A 16,487-nucleotide genomic window follows, 5' to 3' on the forward strand; every position below is an offset into this window, starting at 1 on the left:
GGAGGCAGACTATGGCAATCGAATATTTAGGATTAAGCGCAATCAACGGACCCATGGTGGTTTTAGAAGGCGTACAGAATGCTTCCTTTGATGAAATCGTGGAAATGACCGTGGACAGGAAGACAAAAAAGCTGGGACGCATCATTGAGGTTTATGAAAACAAGGCCATCATCCAGGTGTTTGAAGGAACTGACGGCCTGGCTCTTAGAAATGTCCACACCCGGCTGACAGGCCGCCCCATGGAGCTGGCTGTATCAGAGGATATGCTGGGACGTACCTTTAACGGCATCGGAGAGCCCATTGACGGGCTGGGGGACATCAATTCCAGCTTAAGGCTGGATGTCAACGGAAAGCCCTTAAACCCTGTGACCCGTGAATACCCCAGAGATTACATCCGGACCGGAATTTCAGCCATTGACGGACTGATGACCCTGATCCGCGGGCAGAAGCTTCCCATTTTCTCAGGAAACGGCCTTCCTCATGATGAGCTGGCCGCCCAGATCGTACAGCAGGCTTCCCTTGGCGATGATTCAAAATCCAGCGAGAAATTTGCCGTTGTATTTGCGGCCATGGGCGTCAAGTACGATGTGGCTGAGTTCTTCCGCCGCACATTTGAGGAAAGCGGCGTTTCCGACCACGTGGCTACCTTCATCAACCTGGCAAATGACCCTGTTGTGGAGAGGCTGATCACCCCAAAGGTGGCCCTGACCCTGGCAGAGTATCTGGCTTTTGAAAAAGGGATGCACATCCTGGTCATTTTGACGGATATGACGGCCTATGCGGAAGCTCTCCGTGAGGTTTCCTCTTCCAAAGGAGAGATTCCTTCCAGAAAAGGCTATCCCGGATATTTATACAGCGATCTGGCTTCCATCTATGAGAGAGCCGGAATTGTAAAAGGAAAGCATGGCTCTGTGACCCAGATTCCCATTCTGACCATGCCAAACGACGATATCACCCACCCTATCCCGGACCTTACGGGATACATTACAGAAGGCCAGATCGTTCTGGACCGCAGCCTTCACGGACAGTCGGTTTATCCGCCCATCAATGTGCTTCCTTCCTTAAGCCGTCTGATGAAGGATGGCATCGGAGAAGGTTTTACAAGGGCCGACCATCAGGGCGTGGCAAACCAGCTTTTCTCCTGCTATGCCAAGGTGGGGGATGCAAGAGCTCTGGCATCAGTTATCGGTGAAGATGAGCTCTCCCCCCTGGATAAAAAATATCTGGTTTTCGGCAGGGCGTTTGAAGACCGCTTTGTAGGCCAGGGAAACCACGCCAACCGGAATATTATGGAAACCCTCTCCATTGGCTGGGAGCTTTTAGGGCTTCTTCCAAAAGGCGAGCTGGACCGTATCGACACCAAGGTCTTAGACCAGTATTATAAAGCAGCCGACCCGGATCATAAGGAAGAATAGGAGGGGTATTTATGAATCCTAATTCATTTCCAACAAAAGGAAATTTAATCCTCGCAAAGAACTCCCTGGCTTTAGCCAGCCAGGGATATCAGCTCATGGATAAAAAACGGAACATCTTAATCAAGGAGCTGATGGGCTTGATTGATGAAGCCAAGGGCATCCAGTCGGAAATCGACGTGACCTTCACCTCCGCTTACAAGGCCCTGCAGCGGGCCAATATTGAGCTGGGTATCAATTACGTCCAGGACATCGCCATGGCCGTTCCTGTAGATCATACGGTGAAGATCAAGACCCGCAGCATTATGGGGACGGAAATCCCTCTGGCTGAGTACGGGGAAATGCCTTTGAACTTAACGTATGCCTATTACAGCACCAGGGAATCCTTAGATGAAGCCAGAGAGCAGTTTGAAAAGGTGAAAAAACTGACCGTCCGGCTTTCCACAGTGGAAAACTCCGCTTACCGTCTGGCAAACAGCATTAAAAAGACCCAGAAGCGGGCCAATGCATTAAAGAACATTACCATCCCCCGGTATCAAACCCTTACAAGGAATATCAACAACTCTTTGGAGGAAAAGGACCGGGAGGAGTTTACAAGGCTTAAGGTGATCAAGAGGAATAAAGGCAATGCTTAAAAATAGCAGGGTAAACGAAATCAGAAACGATCTGATGCCGTTTACTCTGCTGTTTCTTTATCCCATATCTTTGAAAAGCAGGGTCTGCACAAAAAACCGGGGGCAGTCATACTTTTGACTGCCCCCGGCATAGGAATTGACGCCGTTTATACCGACAGGCGGGCAGAAGCCCGTCCTTCCAGCTTGAATTTCCTGACCTCCTCCCGCAGTGACTCGGCCTGAGCTGACATTTCCTCACTGGTAGCGGAATTTTCCTCTGCGGTAGCGGCGTTCGTCTGTACAACCGCGGAAACCTGAGAGAGCCCGCCCTTGATCTGCTCAATTGCTTCCGTCTGCTCCTGGGAAGCCTGTTTAATCCGTTCCAGGTTCTTATTCACCTTTTCCGTCGTGACACCCACATTTTTCAGAATCTGCGCTGTTCCTTCTGTCATCTCCATACCTTTGGATACCGTAATAGCAGATGCCTGAATCAGATCAGCCGTCTTCTTGGCAGCTTCCGCAGACTTTGCAGCAAGGTTGCGGACCTCATCTGCCACAACGGCAAAACCCTTTCCGGCCTCTCCTGCCCTGGCCGCCTCAACGGCCGCATTGAGAGCCAGAATATTGGTCTGGAACGCAATATCTTCTATGACCTTCGTAATATTTGCAATCTGGTCGGAAGAGGAAGAAATCTCTCCCATTGCCTCCCTAAGCTGCTCCATCCGCTCAATTCCTATGCCGAAGTCAACGATGGCCTGATCAAAATATCCTGCTGCCGTATTCACAACAGCAGCATTTTCTGCAGAATGCTCGGCAACTCTTTCAATAGAAGCGCTCAGCTCCTCAACAGAAGCGGCTTGTTCCGTAGACCCTGCCGCCAGGGCCTGAGCTCCGCTGGACACCTGCTCTGAGCCGGTTGCAACCTGTTCCGCTGCGGTGTTGATCAGAGTTAATGTCTGGTTGAGAGAGGACGAAATACCGAGGAGGGCTCTTTTAACAGAAGCAAATTCCCCCTCATATGCCTGGGACAGACGCACCCTCATATCCCCCTGCTTCATGGTTTCCAGTATTGAAGTTATTTCGCGGATATAGCTGTGATATTCACCCAGCATGGTTAAAATTTGGCCCATTGCCAGACAGAGCTGTCCCACTTCATCCTTTGAAAATGTCTTTTCATCAATTGTAATCATCAGTTCTCCGTGTGCAATACGTCTGCTGATGCCGGTTATGTACTGTATGTTCTTCTTCAGATAGAGAAGAACGCTAAACGCCAATGCAGTCAATACCACGACAATGATACCGACAGCAGCAGCAGACAGCATCGTAGTATCTGCAATCTGTTTCTGAATCGCCGCAGTACTGGATTCTGCATATGCCTCAAGGAGTTCGGTCATCACATTAATATTTTCCCTGGCTGAAGCGAAGGCAGCGATATGGGCTTCATAATCTCCGCTCCCCGAAACAGGATCATAACTGTTTAACCAATCGGTATAACCCTTTGTAAATTGCTCATAAAGGTCTTTGAGCGTTGTGCCTTCCACCGGATGCTGAAAACCGGCATACAAATCTGGATTTTCCCGGATCTTTGCATATGCATTTTCCAAGCGCGTTTGTACCTGCCCTGCATTCTCTTGAAAATCGGCGGAAAGACTTTCTTTTTGATTTTCTGGAACCGTCTTTCCCTGTGCACGCAAAAGAATCAGCTCATCCTCCGCAACATAAGCCTGGTAAAAGTCCCTGTCGGCATTGATGAGCGCTGCCGTAGGAACAAAAAGTTCATCATAGAGTACATTCTGCGTATTGGTATTGGTAACCTTTAAATTGAAAATAAAGATTGCCGAAACCGCTATCAAGGCGATTAAGGCGGGGATGCTGATCAGAAGCAGCTTAAGTGTAAGCGATATGTTCTTCATATTAATTTCCTCCAATATATTGTGATCTAAAATACGGTCCGGTTTCCTATCCTTTGCTCTGAATGTTTCAGCCTCCCCTACAGTACGGTAACTGCTCTTCCTGGCGTCTATATTGCAGGATTTGTCAGAATATTTAGACTCTTTTATGTTAATCTTATTTTACCAAAAATCGACAGCATAATCAACGAATTCCGGGGCGCTTTTGCCTTTTTTCTGCATTGACAAACTCCCTTTTAAAACTTATACTTTCTTTAATTTCCTTAAGAGAATAAACCGGAGGTTTGGAATGAAAATAGATCTTACCTTATTTTTCTTTGTAGAAGCAATCGGTACCATCGCCTTTGCCTCTTCGGGGGCCATGGTTGCCATAAAAAAACAGCTTGATCTTTTGGGCGTCATTGTCTTAGGCGTCACAACTGCCGTTGGAGGCGGAATGCTGAGGGACATCATCATCGGCAATGTGCCTCCCAACCTTTTTAAAGACCCGATCTATGTCCTGCTGGCTTTTGCAACCGTTCTGCTCTTATTTGGCTTTGTGAGAATAAACCGGAAATTCGTAAACAGCCGCTCCATTGAAGCCTATGAAAAGGTCATGAACATCTTTGACGCCATAGGCCTTGGGGCCTTTACTGTGGTGGGAATCGACACGGCAGTCATCTCCGGCTACGGGGACTATGACTTTCTCGTCATCTTTTTAGGGGTCATCACCGGCGTTGGCGGGGGAATTTTAAGGGACATTATGGCCGGACAGACTCCCTATGTGCTGAGAAAGCACATCTATGCCTGCGCCTCCATTGCCGGGGCCCTTCTCTATGCAGGGCTCATGGGCAGGATCAACGGAGATTTAGCCATGCTGACAGGGGCCTGCACAGTCATTCTCATCCGTTTATTAGCCACACATTTCTGCTGGAACCTGCCCACTGCAACCGGACATTAACTTAATTAAAGGAGAACTCTTATGAAACGAATTCTGCAATACACCCTTGGAATCACTTTTTCAATCTGCCTTATGGTCGTTCTTTTATTCACCTCCATCGAGGCCGCCGTCTACTGGATTCCCGGATTCTTTGAAAAGGAATACGCCAAATACAACGTGACCCAGGACGTTTCCATGACAATGGAAGACTTACTGGATGTCACAGATGAGATGATGGCATACCTTAGGGGAGACAGGGAGGACCTTCATGTGGAAACCACCATGGGAGGGGTCAGACGGGAATTTTTCAATGAACGGGAAATCGCCCATATGGAGGATGTGAAGGAGCTGTTCTTAGGAGGCCTTGCCATACGCAGAGGCTGCCTCATAGCCATGGCCGTCTGCCTGACCGGACTCTTTCTCTTAAAAGCTCCTGTGAGAAAAGTCCTTCCCCGGTCCGTACTGGCCGGAACAGGCGCATTCTTTGCCGCCTCCGCCGCTGTGGCAGGGATCATTTCCACAGACTTTACCAGATACTTCATCCTGTTTCACCACATGTTTTTCAACAACGATTTATGGATTTTAGACCCGGCCACCGACATGCTGATCAATATTGTACCGGAAGGTTTTTTCCGGGATACGGTATTTCTCATAGGGGCCATCTACTTTTTCTGTGTTCTTCTCATCCTGGTTCTCTGCCTGTTTCTTATGCGTAAATACAGGAAAAATCACAAATAAACTTTACTTGTAAGGTCAAATAATCTATACTGTAGATTGGACAATTATCGGAAGCTGAATCAATTTTATGGAGAGATTATTCAATATGACTCAATTTATAAAAAGAATTTTCCTATATTTCCTGTGCTTCACCTTCTCTATGTTCTCCCTTTCCAGTGCCTGGGCCGCTCCTGCGTGGCCCTCTGAAGCTTCGGCACAGGCTGAGGGAGCCATACTGATGGATGCGGATACAGGAACTGTGCTCTGGGGACAAAACATTCACCAGCAGTACTTTCCGGCCAGCATCACCAAGGTCATGACCGCACTGATTGTAATTGAAAACTGTGACTTGGATGAAATGGTGACATTTTCCCACAACGCTGTTTTCAACGTGGAAGCCGGAAGCAGCAATGCCGGAATCAATGAAGGAGATGTCTTATCCGTCAAGGACTGTCTCTATGCCCTTTTGCTCAAATCGGCCAACGAATCAGCCAATGCCCTGGCAGAGCACATCGCCGGAAGCACCGAGGCCTTTGCCGATATGATGAATGCCCGTGCAAAGGAGCTTGGCTGCACCAACACCCATTTTGCCAATCCAAGCGGACTTAACAATCCGGAACACTATACTTCTGCCTATGACATGGCTCTCATTTCCAGGGCTGCCTTTAATAACCCTGTTTTCGAGGAAATCGACTCCGCAACCTACTATAAACTTCCTCCTAATTCCATCAATCAGGAGGGGCTTTCCATCTATCCGGGCCACCGGATGATGAGAAAAAGCACTCCTTACTACTATCCCGGAATCGTCGGAGGCAAGACAGGCTATACCACCCTGGCAGGAAACACCCTTGTGACCTGCGCGGAAAAAAACGGCTTAAAGCTGATCACCGTCATTTTAAAGGGTTCCACCCCCCAGTACTGGGCGGATACCAAGGGACTTTTAGACTTTGGCTTTGGAAACTTTGTTTCCTTAAAAGCTGCCGATTATGAAAAAACCTACAGCTTCATTACCAGTGACCTAAATTTCAGCGGGCTGTCCATCAGCAAGCCGGAAGCCCTGATTTTAGACCCGGAAAGCCGGATCATCCTGCCTAAAACAGCCGTTTTTTCCGATGCTGTGCCGGAGCTGAGCTACGATATCTCATCAGGGGACCCAGAAGGCGCCATCGCAAAGATCAACTACCGCTACAATGACCGGGTGGTGGGCTGTACCTTCTTGGAGGTGAATCAGGCTCTGCTTCAGGTTCCTGAGGAGAAACCTGCCCCTCAGAATCCCTTGCCCTTAGAGGAACTGTCAACGCCTACCGCCTCAGAGGACTACCGGGAGAGAGCTTTGCGGCCCTTTGAAATCCCGCTGGCCGCCTGGCTGGTTTTAGGAAGTGTGGCTCTCGTCGCAGCGCTGGGCGGTATCATATCCTTTCTGATCTACCGCAGACACCGGGAAGAGCATGAGTTTTTAATCCGCAGGGAACAGCGCAGGAGGCGGCTCCAGGATTCCGGCATTTCCGCCGATGAATTCAACTCCATTATGGAGCAAAGGCGCAGCACCTCTTCTACCAAACGCAGAGGCCGCCGGAACGGTAAAACCAAGTTCTGACAAACAAAGGGAATTTTATGAAAAGCTACTGGAAAACTTCAAAAAAAGAATTGCTGCGTAATATCCTGATTACGCTCACCTGCCTGCTTTTTGCAACCGTCATGTCTTATATGATGCTGCTATTGGGAGGCTTTACCAACAATGTGGGAATTGTCTACGTGATGGCGGTGGTTCTCATCTCCCGCTATTCCAACGGTTATATACCAGGAGTGATCGCCTCTTTTATCAGCGTGCTCTGTGTAAACTTTGCATTTACCTACCCCTTCATGGCTTTTAACTTCACCCTGGAAGGGTATCCCATCACCTTTATTGCCATGCTGGCCATTTCCATCATCACCAGCACCACTACCACCCATTTAAAGGAAAAAAGCCATATTTTAAGCGAACAGGAAAAGCTTTTGATGGAGGCAGAAAAAGAGACCATGAGAGCCAACCTGTTAAGGGCTGTTTCCCATGATCTGCGCACGCCTTTAACCGGCATCATCGGTGCCAGCAGCACCTATCTGGAGAATTCCCAGGGCCTGTCCAATGAGGAAAAGACAAACCTGGTGGCGAACATACAAGAGGATGCCAACTGGCTTTTAAACATGGTGGAAAATCTCCTGAGCGTCACCAGAATCCGCAATACAGGCGCCCAGGTGTCCAAATGCTCCGAGCCCCTGGAGGAAGTGGTGGCGGAAGCTCTCCAGCGTTTCCACAAGCGGCTCCCCCAGTCCGCCGTCCAGGTAACCGTGCCTGAGGAATTCGTCATGGTTCCCATGGATGCCACCCTGATCGAACAGGTCATCATCAATCTTCTGGAAAATGCCGCTTATCACTCCAATTCCTCCAAACCCATCAGCCTGTCTGTAGACGTACACGATGGATACGCCTGGTTTCATGTGCGTGACTACGGCGTAGGAATTGTGCCGGAACGGCTGGATACCCTGTTTGACGGCTACAGCCCGTCACAAAACAGCAGCGGAGATTCCCGCAAAGGCATGGGCATCGGCCTGTCCATCTGCAAGACCATTGTCACCGCTCACGACGGAAGTATCTCCGCTGCCAATGAGGATGAGGGCGCAGTTTTTACGTTTACATTACCACTGGAGGAAAAGAGTTATGAGTAAAATTACAGTCGTAATCATAGAAGATGAAAAGAATATCTGCAATTTCATTGAAAGTGCACTGGAAAGACATGATTATAAGGTGATTACTGCCAGCTCCGGACGGGATGGCCTGGCTCTCATCAATTCTCTCTGCCCGGATGTGATCCTTTTGGACTTAGGCCTTCCTGACCTGGATGGAATGGATATTATAAAAGGGGTCAGAAGCTGGACCTCCACCCCTATCATCGTCATCTCGGCCAGAACCCAGGAACAGGAAAAGGTGGCTGCCCTGGATTACGGTGCTGACGATTATATCACAAAACCCTTTGGAACCAGCGAGCTTTTGGCGAGAATCCGCACGGCTCTGCGCCACGGAAAGCCTACCACCAGCACTGCCTGCGGTTCTCTGGTGCAGGTTCCTTACAGAAGCGAGGGCTTATGCATTGATTTCAGCAAGCGCCTGATCACCTTAGACGGCCAGAAGATCCACCTGACCCAGATCGAATACAAGCTGGTATGCCTTCTGGCAGAAAGCTCAGGAAAGGTTCTGACGTATGACCACATCATCAACCACATATGGGGACCTTATGCGGACAGCAACAACCAGACCCTCCGGGTCAACATGGCTCACATCCGCAGAAAAATAGAAGCCAATCCCGCAGAGCCAAAGTATATCTTTACGGAAATCGGGGTGGGCTACCGGATGAGGGAAAGCGAAATTTAAGAAAGGGGGACTTCCCCTTTCTTTTTCTTATTCCGGACCCTGGTTTTTTCCACCCGTTTTTTTCTGGCTTCTTCTTTTTTCTCGTATATCCCCTTGATATCCTCTTCGCCCATCAGCCTCATGGTCTTCACCACATAAACCTTCCCATCCTCACTGCGCCTCATGCGCAGCTTTCCCTTCACATTTCCATGGACAGGACAGCAGCCTAAGGCAGTGTAGAACTTCTGGTTCGCGGAAAACCACTTGATTTTCTTTCTCAGCATCCGGCCGCATTGGCAGCAGATCAAATCTGTTACGGTTTTATCCTCAATGGCCTCCTGCTTTGACTCAAAGGGCCTTGAGATGTATTTGGAATAATCGGGAAAGATCAAATACACCTCTTCTTCCTTCGTCTCAGGCAGGCGGTAATAATCGGTAGACCAGTACAGACTCACCTTCTCAAAATCCATTTCCTGCATAATCCGTCCCGTATAGTGGGCATCATCAAGGGCCCGGTGAAACGGCCTTGATTCCGTCAGATTCCGCTCTGTGACGGCAAGGTCAAGGGACTGGCGTTCCTTTCCGTCACTGTAGAGAATGCTGTAAAGCTTCTGGATATCATAGTACAAAAAGGGCTTTGGAAATGGAACCGGAATTCCGTGAAAGGTCATATTTCGCTGCAGCTCCGTCAAGTCCATGGACCCCCAGGTGCAAAACAGGCCGTCTTCCCCGCACCATAAGAGAAACTCCCTGATGGCATCTTCAAAATCCACGCCTTCTTCCACGAGAGTTTTCTCATCCATATGGGTCACTTCCAATATCTTTTCATGAAGCCGGGTGTAGACCCTGGGCCTGATAAGCCGCCTGAACTCCCCTGTTTCTTCCATGGCCTCATTGAGCTTAACAGCCCCGATCTCTATGATCTCAAAAGGGAAATGCTCGATTGTCTCTTCGGTTCCTCCGGCGCTCTGGTTCCATTCCAGGTCCAGCACAATATAATTTTTCATCAACTTAAATCCTTCATTCTATCAGACTTTCCAGCTTCCTTTTCACACTCTCCCTGCGCCTTTGCGTTTCTTCCCGGTTCAGCCTCCAGCCTCCCGGCTCCCACGTAAGGACGTCCCCTTCTCTGGCCCCCAGAGGAAGCTCTGTGGCTATCAGCTTTATCATGGTGCCTTCTTCATCTTCACAGACAGCGATTTCCGGGCCGATCCGGTCAATAATATATTCCATAAACGGTTCCCCCTCCTTATTTTTTATTCAGCTTAAGGGCTGCATATCTGGCATGGCTCATATCCCATCTTTATCACATCTTCCCTGGTTCCTGTATAAGTCTTTCTGTTTTCCTTTTTCATGGAAGTGGCCGAACTGCAGTCAGGGTAATGGAATTTCCTGGTATTGGTGTTGATCACATACTCCTGATTTTCCAGCCCTGCCCCTTTTCCGGTCAAATCCTCTGTCTCCTGGCCGGGAAATGTGACGGTTTTTCCGTCGCTGACCGCTATGATGGTTCCCAGCTCATCGGTCCGGAAGCTTTTGATACTGCGCTTCTTCAGCATGGACCGGATTTCCTTATGAGGATGGCCGTAATCATTATTCTTCCCGCAGGAAATGACTCCGTAATCCGGGTCCACCATATCCATGAAACGGCTGGAAGAAGAAGTGCTGCTTCCATGGTGGGAAATCTTCAGCACGTCAGCCTTTAAATCGAGGCCGCTGCCTATAATATCCCCTTCCGCTTCTTTTTCCGCATCCCCGCAAAAGACAAATCCGGTTTCCCCGTAAGTTAACCGGATTCCCACAGACCAGTTATTTAAATTATCCCCATAATCCCGGACCGGGGCTATGATCTGGAAAGAAGAAGCTCCCAGCTCATACGTATTCCCCACCTTGGGAAGGGTGATTTTTAAGTTCTGCCGGGCGATTTCATCCAAAAGGTTTTCATAAATTCGGATGGTATGCTCCTTTGCAGGCATGATCACCCGTCCCACCTCAAAGGCCTTTAAAACCTCAGAAAGCCCTCCGATATGGTCGGAATGGGGATGGGTGCCGATGACGTAATCCAGCTTTTTTACTCCCTGCTTTTCCAAATAGGAAACCACTGTTTCGCCCTGATCCTTTTCCCCGGCGTCTATGAGCATGAAATGTCCGTTCTGCTCAATTAAGGTGCTGTCTCCCTGCCCCACATCAATGAAATGAACCTTTAAATTCCCCCCGGTTTCCCCTCCGGTCAAAGGAGAGGAAACCCGGACTTTAACACCGCAGCCTGCCAGCAAAAGGGCCAGAATGATAACCGCCCCGGCAAGCAGGCGCTTATAAAATTTTTCCGCCATTTTTACCGCCGCTCTTTCCTGCTTTTACAATCTTAAGGAAGCCTGGCTCCGTCAGGCCCTACTGCTGCCCCGTCAGGAGTCTGTGTATTAGCAAGCATATGTCCTCCTGCGGTATCGCAGTAATACTGCTTTCCGTTCCAGTGAATCCAGCCTGTAGCCATATAGCCCGATTCATTGAAATAATACCACTGGCCGTTGATATACTGCCAGTTGCTCACCGTATAGCTTCCGTCTGCATTCTTATACCACCAGCCTATATGATCCTGTTTCCAGCCCATGTCGGAAACTGTGCTGCGGTTGTTAGCTGCCTCTGCCTCTCCGACGTTTTTCGGCGCCGACTCAGTCCAGCCGCCCTTGTTCTCCGCCTTTATCTTATTGATGGGACGCACCCGGACGGTGTAGCTTCCGACCCTGGTGAGAGATGTTCCAAAATCCATGGTTGTCTCTCCCGTGGTCTTGACCGTTCCCACGGTTTTTCCATCCCGGTACAGCTTTACCTCATACGTTCCGGCTCCTATGGCCTGGCTCCAGCCAGCCGCTGTGGAAGAAACCCATTCCACCTTTTCCACATCCTGAATGGACTCGCTGGTCCTTGGAAGATCAATGGTCAGAATCAAACTGGAATCTTCTGTTTTCTGAGACACAAGGGTCCCGCCCTGAATTTTAATTCCGGAACTGGGTACGGAAAAAGAATACTCATTTTCCGCATACAGGGTCACTTCCATTCTGGGTATATCGCGTTCAGACCACTCAAATCCCCTGTTGATAAATTCATATCCGCCCACTGTAATGTTTTTGTTTCTTATCTCCAGTTCCGCTTCCTGTTCAAAAACAGAACCTCCCGGTATTACTTCTGCCTTCACGGTTAAATTTACCGATGTGATCTTCTTTTTCGATGCTGCCATAACAGTGGTGCTGAAAGCGCCTGCAGCGAGTATAACAGCAATCATCAGTGACAATACCTTTTTACCGCTCATGATTGTTTCCTCCCCTCTGATTTTTTCATAAATTTATTATAACCCATTTTCAGCCATTTGTGAATGATTATTGCTTTTGGAGGGGAGAAAATATGCCGGGTATTCTTATGATTGGGAAAGTTTTTCCGATATATTATATATTGCTTATGGCCTCCGGTTTCACGGGATTCCAGGCGCCATAAATCACCCGAAAGGAAGACTAACCAATGAAACAGAAGGAACGCTCCTCATTCATTAAAAACTTGTCCATTAGCAAAAAGCTGGTTGTCAGCTTCGGCCTCATGCTGCTGATTCTCCTTATCGTTTCCAGCTTATCGGCCCTCAATGCAAAGAACATCGGATTTCAAGTGGAGCGCTATTACCGTTATACCGTTCCAAATACCGGCAGCACCTGGACCATGAAATCGAGCCTCATTTCCACCCAGAGATACTTACTCCAGGCAATTCTTGATGAAGATGCCCAGGATATGAAGGACAACTTAACCCACGCACAGACGGAAGCCGCAAATATCGCAAGCGCACTGGAAGCCTTTGCCGGAAACCAGTCCTCAAATGCCAGGGCCAATGAGATCGCCCAGTTACGGGAGCTGCTGTCCCAGGCCAAGACCAGCCGGGAAGAGATCGGAAACCTGCTGACCGGCGGCTCAAAAGACAGTGAGAAACAGGCCTACGAGTTATTTAACACACAGTACAGACCAATCGTTGAACAGGCAGAAACCATTCTTACCGGCTTTTCCGACATACAGAATAACTTTGCAGCCTCCCAGAAAAAAGAGGCCCAGGCTCTTCTGACCAAATCCTGGGTGATACTGCTTTTATCCGCACTGATTTCTGCACTGCTGACCTTCCTCATTGCAAGAATCATCTGCAAGTCCATTCTGGCTCCTGTCAATGAAATCGACCTGGCTTACAGGGAAATGGCCAAAGGGCACTTAAACACCCCCATCACCTATGAAAGCAGGGATGAAATGGGCGTCCTGGCAGAAAACATCAGAAAGACCAATGCTTCTATTAACTCTTATATTCAGGATGTGATCCAAAAACTCAATCTCATCGCAAACGGAGATTTGAGCTTTTCCGTGGACTTGGATTACATCGGAGACTTTGAAGCCCTTAAAACAGCATTCACAAGGACAACCTCCGCCTTAAGCCGCACACTTTCCATGATCGAAAGCGCTGCTGAGCAGGTGAACACCGGAACTGAACAGGTTTCCTCCGGCGCACAGGCGCTGGCTGCCGGGTCTACGGAGCAGGCTTCTTCTGTAGAAGAACTGTCCGCCTCCATCACCACCATTTCCGTACAGGCTGCGGAAAATTCAGAAAATGCCCAAAAGGCTGTTCAGTATGTGGAGCAGACCAGCCTCAATGTGAAAAACGGCGGCGAGCACATGCATCAGCTTACCAGCGCCATGGACAACATCGGCTCCGCCTCCGACCAGATCACCAACATCACAAAGGTCATCGAAGACATCGCCTTCCAGACCAACATCCTCTCCCTCAATGCGGCTATCGAGGCCGCCAGAGCCGGGGAAGCCGGAAAGGGCTTTTCCGTAGTTGCCGATGAGGTACGCAACCTGGCTGCCAAGTCAGCAGAAGCAGCCAAGAAGACCGCTGACTTAATCCAGCATTCCGTAAACGCTGTCCATGACGGGACTCAAATCACCCGCAAGACCGCTGAGATTCTGGAGGAAATCAGCCAGACCACGGATTTAATCCACGACATTGTCGATAAAATCAACTTCTCCACCTCCGATCAGGCCTCCTCCATCGAGCAGATCCGTTTAGGGCTGGAGCAGGTGTCAGCCGTTGTTCAGACCAACGCTGCCACTGCCGAAGAAAACTCGGCTGCCAGCGAAGAAATGAGCGCACAGGCCAACATGCTGCGTGAAGAGGTCGGAAAATTCCGGCTGAATACAGGATCAGGGGAGAAACGTTTCCGAAGTGTTCCGGAATTTTCCTCCTACTCAGAAGAAGCTGAAGACGCATTCTTTTCCACGAAATACTGATCCAGGAAACCGGAGGCTTCCTGAAAGTGAGGGTGTCCTCCAACAGCAATTTCCTGGCTGTTGAAGGGCACTTTTTTCTATATTGGGGAAACTACTAAAACAACACACGAATTGGAGGGGTTTATCATGAAATCAATGAAAACAAAACTGATACTGGTTTTTACCGCAGTCATACTGGTTCTTACCGCAACACTGGGCTATATATCGGTCAGCTTAATGACTAAAAAGCTGATGGATGGCGCTCACGATGACTTAAAACAGATCGCAATGGAAGAAGCCAAGTACATCCACGCCAGAACACTGGTAGAAAAACGGTATGTGGATTCTCTGGCACAGCTTCCCATGCTCTCAGATGACAGGGTGTCTTTGGAAGAAAAAATCCGTTTTTATGAAAACGAAGCTAAAAGGACCGGATATTTAGCCTTCGCCTTTGCCGACAAAAACGGGGACAGCACTGTTTTTAATTCACAGAAAGAGACGACCAATATCGCCAGCCGGGCCTATTTCCAGGAGGCCTTAAAAGGAAATCCAGCCGTTTCAGACGTTCTCATCAGCAGCGTTACAGGAACTCCCGTAATTTTATATGCGGCTCCCGTCTATAAAAACGGCCAGATCATCGGCGTGCTTTACGGCAGAAAAGACGGCCAGACCATGAGTGACATCGTCAGTGAGGTCAGCTACAAAAAAACAGGCTTTGCCTATGCAGTCAACACCCAGGGAACCGCCGTAGGCGATAAGAACCGGGATATGGTGAACAGCCAGACCAACTATTTAAAATCAGCAGAAACAGACCCGGCCATGAAGGAAATGGCAAATTTCATGGAGACAAAAATGCTCACCGGAACTGTGGGAAGCGGGGAATATCGGTATGAGGGCAAAGATTATATCACAGCCTTCTCTCCCGTAAAAGACACTTCCTGGATCATGGCAGTCAGCGTGGAAGCGGAAGAAATATCAGAAGAAGTCCGGGGCATGAGAAACCTTCTCATCGGAGTCTGCGCCATCGCTGTTTTGGCAGGCACGGCTATCATTTACGTTGTCAGCCACCGCATGACAAAGCCCATCAAAGCCGTAACCGCAGCCGCAAAGGAGATCGCAGACGGCAGCTTTGATGTTCAGCTCTCTGTCGCTTCAAAAGATGAGGTGGGACAGCTTTCACAGGCCTTTAACCTCACCATTGACAGGTTGGTGGATTACCAGGGATACATTGACGAAATATCCGACGCCCTAAGCCAGGTTTCCCACGGCAATCTCCTGGTGGAATTAAAAAGGGATTACATAGGCCAGTTTAAAAAGCTCAAAACCAACATGACCGCCCTGGCCCAAAGCTTAAACTCCACCTTACAGCAGATCAGCCGGGCAGCCGATCAGGTATCCGACGGCTCCGATCAGGTTGCAAACAGCGCCCAGGCTCTTTCCCAGGGCGCCACCGAGCAGGCCAGCTCTGTGGAAGAGCTGTCAGCCTCCATCGCTGAAATAGCAAACCAGATCAAGCAGAATGCGGACAATGCAGGGCTGGTGAGCCAAAAAGCCGCATCAGCCGGACAGGAGCTGAAAAACAGCGATGAGCAGATGAAAGAAATGATCGGGGCCATGGAGCGCATCACCATGAAATCCTCTGAAATCTCCAAGATCATCAAGGCAATCGATGACATCGCCTTTCAGACCAATATCCTGGCCTTAAACGCAGCCGTGGAAGCCGCAAGAGCAGGAGAATCCGGAAAAGGTTTTGCCGTTGTGGCAGATGAGGTGCGCAATCTGGCGGGCAAATCCGCAGAAGCGGCAAAAAATACAACCGTACTGATCGAGGAAACCCTGGCAGCGGTTGGAAAAGGCTCTGACATCGCAGGAAAGACAGCCAGATCCTTATCTGAAAGTGCCGCCACCACCGGTGAAGTGGTATCCTTAATTGATAAAATCGCAAAAGCCACCGGCGATCAGGCCATAGCCATTGAACAGGTCAATCAGGGCGTGGAGCAGATTTCCGCAGTGGTACAAAACAATGCCGCCACAGCCGAAGAAAGCGCTGCTGCCAGCGAAGAGCTGTCAGGCCAGTCAAGCCTGTTAAAGGAGCTGATCTCCAACTTCAAGCTGAAAGAAGAAACCGTGTCAGAACCCGTCCCTGTTTTAAAAGCAGCCAAGCCCTATGAAGCGCCTTTGGAGTTCTCTGTCAGGGAAGAATGGGGAAGCAAATATTAAGAACCGGAATAA

Annotated in this window: 14 protein-coding genes; 9 read left to right on the plus strand and 5 right to left on the minus strand. The window is 49.2% G+C overall.

Translation table 11 applies throughout. The features are described 5' to 3' along the window. Positions 1-11: 11 nt before the first annotated feature. Entirely contained in the window at positions 12-1,415 is a 1,404-nt protein-coding gene (locus tag QM657_RS13160; RefSeq protein ID WP_415067150.1) for a V-type ATP synthase subunit B, read from the plus strand. A gap of 11 nt (positions 1,416-1,426) precedes the next feature. Then, positions 1,427-2,047, plus strand: a complete 621-nt coding sequence (locus QM657_RS13165; RefSeq protein WP_415067152.1) for a V-type ATP synthase subunit D — start codon at positions 1,427-1,429, stop codon at positions 2,045-2,047. Between the two features lie 146 nt (positions 2,048-2,193). Here QM657_RS13165 and QM657_RS13170 read toward each other — a convergent pair whose 3' ends face one another. Then, positions 2,194-3,939, minus strand: coding sequence for a methyl-accepting chemotaxis protein (locus QM657_RS13170; RefSeq protein WP_415067153.1), 1,746 nt, complete (start codon positions 3,937-3,939; stop codon positions 2,194-2,196). 286 nt (positions 3,940-4,225) lie between these two features. On the opposite strand from QM657_RS13170, the gene QM657_RS13175 reads away from it, so the two are divergent. The 5 genes from QM657_RS13175 to QM657_RS13195 all read left to right on the plus strand — a co-directional run bounded on the left by QM657_RS13175 (position 4,226) and on the right by QM657_RS13195 (position 8,981). Next, a complete protein-coding gene (locus QM657_RS13175; protein WP_415067154.1) occupies positions 4,226-4,876 on the plus strand; it encodes a trimeric intracellular cation channel family protein in 651 nt (216 codons plus the stop codon). A gap of 21 nt (positions 4,877-4,897) precedes the next feature. Continuing rightward, positions 4,898-5,593: a TIGR01906 family membrane protein gene (locus QM657_RS13180; protein ID WP_415067155.1), complete on the plus strand. Its 696-nt coding sequence runs from the start codon at positions 4,898-4,900 to the stop codon at positions 5,591-5,593. A gap of 85 nt (positions 5,594-5,678) precedes the next feature. Further along, positions 5,679-7,169 (plus strand): D-alanyl-D-alanine carboxypeptidase family protein, encoded by a 1,491-nt coding sequence (locus QM657_RS13185; protein WP_415067156.1) that lies wholly within the window; start codon positions 5,679-5,681, stop codon positions 7,167-7,169. A gap of 17 nt (positions 7,170-7,186) precedes the next feature. Beyond that, complete coding sequence (locus tag QM657_RS13190) at positions 7,187-8,278, plus strand: ATP-binding protein (protein WP_415067157.1); 1,092 nt, start codon at positions 7,187-7,189, stop codon at positions 8,276-8,278. Next, entirely contained in the window at positions 8,271-8,981 is a 711-nt protein-coding gene (locus QM657_RS13195) for a response regulator (protein WP_415067159.1), read from the plus strand. Before QM657_RS13190 ends, QM657_RS13195 begins: the two co-directional genes overlap by 8 nt. Here QM657_RS13195 and QM657_RS13200 read toward each other — a convergent pair. The 4 genes from QM657_RS13200 to QM657_RS13215 are packed head-to-tail and all read right to left on the minus strand — an operon-like array spanning position 8,978 to position 12,270. Beyond that, on the minus strand, positions 8,978-9,967 hold the full coding sequence (locus QM657_RS13200; RefSeq protein WP_415067160.1) for an exonuclease domain-containing protein: 990 nt from the start codon (positions 9,965-9,967) through the stop codon (positions 8,978-8,980). The genes QM657_RS13195 and QM657_RS13200 overlap by 4 nt on opposite strands. Positions 9,968-9,980: 13 nt before the next feature. Next, the gene (locus QM657_RS13205; protein ID WP_415067161.1) at positions 9,981-10,193 is read right to left on the minus strand and encodes a DUF3006 domain-containing protein; all 213 of its coding nucleotides are present in this window, start codon (positions 10,191-10,193) and stop codon (positions 9,981-9,983) included. A gap of 32 nt (positions 10,194-10,225) precedes the next feature. After that, complete coding sequence (locus tag QM657_RS13210; RefSeq protein ID WP_415067163.1) at positions 10,226-11,293, minus strand: ComEC/Rec2 family competence protein; 1,068 nt, start codon at positions 11,291-11,293, stop codon at positions 10,226-10,228. Positions 11,294-11,325: 32 nt separating this feature from the next. Beyond that, the gene (locus QM657_RS13215; protein WP_415067164.1) at positions 11,326-12,270 is read right to left on the minus strand and encodes a cell wall-binding protein; all 945 of its coding nucleotides are present in this window, start codon (positions 12,268-12,270) and stop codon (positions 11,326-11,328) included. A 206-nt stretch (positions 12,271-12,476) separates the two neighbouring features. On the opposite strand from QM657_RS13215, the gene QM657_RS13220 reads away from it, so the two are divergent. Further along, the gene (locus QM657_RS13220; RefSeq protein WP_415067165.1) at positions 12,477-14,276 is read left to right on the plus strand and encodes a methyl-accepting chemotaxis protein; all 1,800 of its coding nucleotides are present in this window, start codon (positions 12,477-12,479) and stop codon (positions 14,274-14,276) included. 126 nt (positions 14,277-14,402) lie between these two features. Continuing rightward, the gene (locus tag QM657_RS13225; protein ID WP_415067166.1) at positions 14,403-16,475 is read left to right on the plus strand and encodes a methyl-accepting chemotaxis protein; all 2,073 of its coding nucleotides are present in this window, start codon (positions 14,403-14,405) and stop codon (positions 16,473-16,475) included. Positions 16,476-16,487 lie beyond the last annotated feature (12 nt).

This window comes from Lacrimispora sp. (assembly GCF_047605665.1).
Classification (GTDB): Bacteria; Bacillota; Clostridia; order Lachnospirales; family Lachnospiraceae; genus Lacrimispora.